This is a genomic window from Thioalkalivibrio sp. (assembly GCF_007692535.1).
Taxonomy (GTDB): domain Bacteria; phylum Pseudomonadota; class Gammaproteobacteria; order Ectothiorhodospirales; family Ectothiorhodospiraceae; genus Thioalkalivibrio.
Genome location: NZ_REBW01000033.1, coordinates 1 through 2,719, shown reverse-complemented (window position 1 = coordinate 2,719; position 2,719 = coordinate 1). Strand labels below are relative to the sequence as shown.

Annotated in this window: 3 protein-coding genes; 2 read left to right on the top strand and 1 reads right to left on the bottom strand. The window is 70.2% G+C overall.

Annotation, left to right across the window (positions count from 1 at the left end):
* Positions 1–3 precede the first annotated feature (3 nt).
* Positions 4–303, bottom strand: coding sequence for a hypothetical protein (locus tag EA346_RS00560; protein ID WP_296754290.1), 300 nt, complete (start codon positions 301–303; stop codon positions 4–6).
* A gap of 245 nt (positions 304–548) precedes the next feature.
* On the opposite strand from EA346_RS00560, the gene EA346_RS00555 reads away from it, so the two are divergent.
* Together EA346_RS00555 and EA346_RS00550 are read left to right on the top strand one after the other, a co-directional pair.
* On the top strand, positions 549–1,724 hold the full coding sequence (locus EA346_RS00555) for an NAD(P)/FAD-dependent oxidoreductase (protein WP_296754288.1): 1,176 nt from the start codon (positions 549–551) through the stop codon (positions 1,722–1,724).
* Positions 1,725–2,657, top strand: a complete 933-nt coding sequence (locus tag EA346_RS00550) for a hypothetical protein (protein WP_296754287.1) — start codon at positions 1,725–1,727, stop codon at positions 2,655–2,657.
* Positions 2,658–2,719 lie beyond the last annotated feature (62 nt).

Below are 2,719 nucleotides of genomic sequence, written 5' to 3'. Positions count from 1 at the left end.
GGGTTAGCGCTGTGGTCTTTCGCGCGGGTCCAGGCCCGGTTCGGGGTCGCGGCTCACGGCGGTGATCGCCGGTCCGTCTTCCACCTCGTCCATCAGCATCTGGTCGCCGTCCATCCAGGGCGGCGGGCTGTCGGGGCGCCACTCGAGCACGCGGGCGGGTGAGGGCAGGTCCAGCTCGCTGATCAGCCGCGAGGCCGAGTCCACGGCGTTCGGGTTCTGCAGGGTGAGCACCAGGCCGGTTGCGAGCACCAGGACGCCTAAGCCCAGGGACGGGTCATTGGTCTTGGTCTTGGATTGGAACATGAAGCGCATCTCACCTGCCTCTCGCTGATTCTATAGGGAACAGTACGCGTTCCTGGGGGTCCTGTTCAAGCACCCGTAGCGCGATTCCGGTTACGGGAATCGCCGCCAATGCGTGGGGGCTTCGGCACGATCCCGCCGCCGCGGCCGGCAACCCCGCCCGGGCACGTCCGGGAAAATCGGCGACAATGACGTGGTGCGTCGCGTGCCCCTGCGTTCGCGGCTGTTGGTACTTGGAGAGGAACGAGGTGGAAGAGTTCGATGTGGTGGTGATCGGGGCCGGGGCCGCCGGGCTGATGTGCGCGCTGACCGCCGGTGCCCGTGGCCGGCGCGTGCTGGTGCTCGATCACGCCAATCGGGTGGGCAAGAAGATCCTGATGTCCGGTGGTGGCCGCTGCAACTTCACCAACATGTACTCGACGCCGGACAACTTCCTCTCCGCGAACCCGCACTTCGCGAAATCCGCGCTGAGCCGGTACACGCCGTGGGACTTCGTCGAGATGGTCGACCGGCACCGCATTGCCTGGCACGAGAAGACGCTGGGGCAGTTGTTCTGCGACGTCAGCGCCAAGCTGATCGTGAAGATGCTGACCGACGAGTGCGCGGTGGTCGGCGCCGAGGTGCGAACGCATACGCCGGTGGAGTCGATCGAGGTGGGCGACCCGCACCGCCTGCGCATCGCGGCGGGTGAGGTGCGCGCCGGCTCGCTGGTGATCGCCACCGGCGGCTACTCCATCCCCAGCATGGGGGCGACCGGGTTTGGCTTCGATTTCGCGCGCTCGCTGGGCCTGGACGTGGTGCCCACGCGCGCGGCGCTGGTGCCCTTCACCCTCAGCGGCCGGCCGCTCGAGCAACTGGAGGGGCTGTCCGGCATCGCTGTGGATTCGGTGGCGTCCTGCGGCGACGGCCACTTCCGCGAAGCCATGCTGTTCACCCACCGCGGTCTCAGCGGTCCCGCGGTGCTGCAGGTATCGTCCTACTGGCATCCCGGCGACAGCGTCGAATTCGACCTCTGGCCGGGAGCCGAGATCGCGCAGGCCATTGCCCAGGCACGGCTGGAGCGTCCGAAGATCGCGTTGCGTACCCTGCTGGCCGAGCGCTGGAGCAAGCGCGTCGCCCAGCGCTGGTGCGAGCTGTGGCTGCCGGACCAGCCGATCGATCAGCTCTCCCGGGGCGAGGTCGATCGCATCGCAGCCGCCACGCACCGCTGGCAGGTGAAGCCGTCGGGGACCGAGGGCTACCGTACCGCCGAGGTGACGATCGGGGGCGTCGACACGCGCCACCTCTCGTCGAAGACCATGGCGCTGCGCGACCAGCCCAACCTGTATTTCATCGGTGAAGTGGTGGATGTCACCGGCCATTTGGGCGGCCACAACTTCCAGTGGGCCTGGGCTTCGGGCCATGCCGCGGGCGAGGTGGCCTGAATGCGTTCGGCGTCCCGTGCCTGGCTGCTCGCCCTCGCCCTGGCAGCGCTGCCGCTGACCGGCGCCACGACCACGGAGGGGGAGCCGCGGCGCCTGTACGTGCAGCCCTCGCCGCTGGCCGGCGTGATCGCGGGTCTTGGCGCGGCGCCCGCAGCCGCGCGCTTCGACTTCGCGCAGCTGCTGATCGATGCGCTGGTCACGGCGTACGAGAGCGAACTCGATCCCTCCGCCTTCGAAGGGCGGCGCGATGCCGCAGATCGGCGCAAGCTCGCGCGCTGGCAGCAGGCCACCTTGCCGCTGTTGGCGGAACTGCGCGTTGCGCAGGCGGCCCTGTATGTCGCGAGCCATGTCGAGGTGCGGACGGATCGGCACAACCAGATCCTGGTGCTGATCGACGGGCGCCCGCTGTGGGTCGCGTGGCCGCGCATCACCGCGCAGCCGCGGCTGGAACGGGAACTGGCGGCGGAATTCTGCCGCCGCCATGACTGCGCGGGTGACGGGGAGGACGGATCGATGCGTGCGGCGCTGGAGCCGGCGGGCGTGCAGGGCCACTGGGCACTGTCGCAGCGGCATCCCCCGGCCTGGCAGACCGCGGATGGCCTGCGCTGCGAGTTCGCGGACCTCGCGGACCGGGGCGCGAAGGAGGCGACCTGCCGGGCCATCGTGGCGGACCTCCACGCGCTCGCGGCAGTGCTGCGCGAGGCCTCGCGGGGCGGCGAACGGGTTCAGTGGGAGCGCCTGTCCCTGCAGGCGGACACGGGTGCGGGCCCGCAGCGGGTGACGGTCAACGAGCGCGGCGACTACGTGCAGGCCGCCGTCCCGGCACTGGCCGCGAATCCCGTGGATTGGAATGCCGCCGGGCGTTGGCTGCAGGCGCGCGCACAGGGGCGGCCGATGACCGCGACCGTGCTCCCGGCCACACGCCGCCGGTAGCTCTCATACCCCGGAGCGCGCCACCCCGAGTGATGCAAGCACAAGCCCCTATGGAGTGCGGC